General features: G+C 73.4%; 2 protein-coding genes. Both read left to right on the top strand.

Annotated elements, in window-relative coordinates:
- Positions 1–265: glycosyltransferase (locus tag R6V09_RS53815; protein ID WP_317888648.1), on the top strand; the 265-nt coding region annotated here is incomplete at its 5' end.
- Positions 262–1021: SGNH/GDSL hydrolase family protein (locus tag R6V09_RS53810; protein WP_317888647.1), on the top strand; the 760-nt coding region annotated here is incomplete at its 3' end. The genes R6V09_RS53815 and R6V09_RS53810, both read left to right, overlap by 4 nt.

Raw genomic sequence — 1021 nt, 5'->3', positions numbered from 1 at the left:
GATGGCCTGCGGCACGCCCGTGGTGGCCAGCGCCTCGTCCGCGCTGCCCGAGGTCATCGGCTCCGCCGGCGCCACGGCCGCGGACAACGGGAGGGCCTTCGCGGACGCCGTGGACATGCTGCTCGAACGCCCCGAGGCGGAGCGGCGGGAGATCGCACGCGCGCGTGCGGAGTGCTTCGGGTGGAACACGGCGGTCGACGCGTTCCTCGCCGCGCACGACGCGGATGTTCCGGTACGGCGTTTCGTGCCCGGAGGCGTGGCATGAGAACGGTCCGTTTCGTCGCCCTCGGTGACTCGCTCACCGAGGGCGTGGGCGATCCCGTCGGCGAGGCATGGCGCGGCTGGGCCGCGCTGCTCGCCGACGGGCTGGCCGAACAGCCCGAGGACACTGTGGAGTTCACGAACCTGGCGGTCAGTGGGGCACAGTCACGGGACGTGCTCGAACGGCAGACCCCGGCCGGGCTCGCCCTGAACCCGGACGTCGTGTCCGTCGTCATAGGCGTCAACGACACCCTGCGCTGCACCTTCGACATCCAGGCCCTGGCCGCCCGGCTCGACGAGGTCTACGCGGCCTTCACAGCACAGGGCGCGGTCCTGCTGACGGCCTGTCTGCCCGACCCGGGCGCGATGCTCGGCCTCCCGGGCGCGCTCGCCCGCCCGCTCGCCCGGCGGCAGCGAGCCGTCAACACGGTGGTGCACGCGCTCTCCGAGCGGTACGGGGCCGTGCATCTGCACGCTGCGGAGGGCGAGTGGATCATGGACCGTGCGATCTGGAGCGCGGACCGGCTGCACCCCGGTGAGCGGGGTCATCGTCAACTGGCCCTGCGTTTCCATGCGTTGCTCACCGAGGAGGGCGTGGTCACGGGGGCCGCGCCGTCGCCCGAGCCCGAGTTCCCGGCACCCACCAAGTCGGCCAGCCTGCTGTGGCTGGCGACCGCGGGCACCGGGTGGGTGGCCCGGCGCTGCACCGACCTGCTGCCGCAGCTGCTCAGGCTGGCCGCCGACGAGATGCGTCACCGCG

Source organism: Streptomyces sp. W16, from assembly GCF_033194735.1.
GTDB lineage: Bacteria > Actinomycetota > Actinomycetes > Streptomycetales > Streptomycetaceae > Streptomyces.
This window is presented reverse-complemented; position numbering and strand designations above follow the sequence as displayed.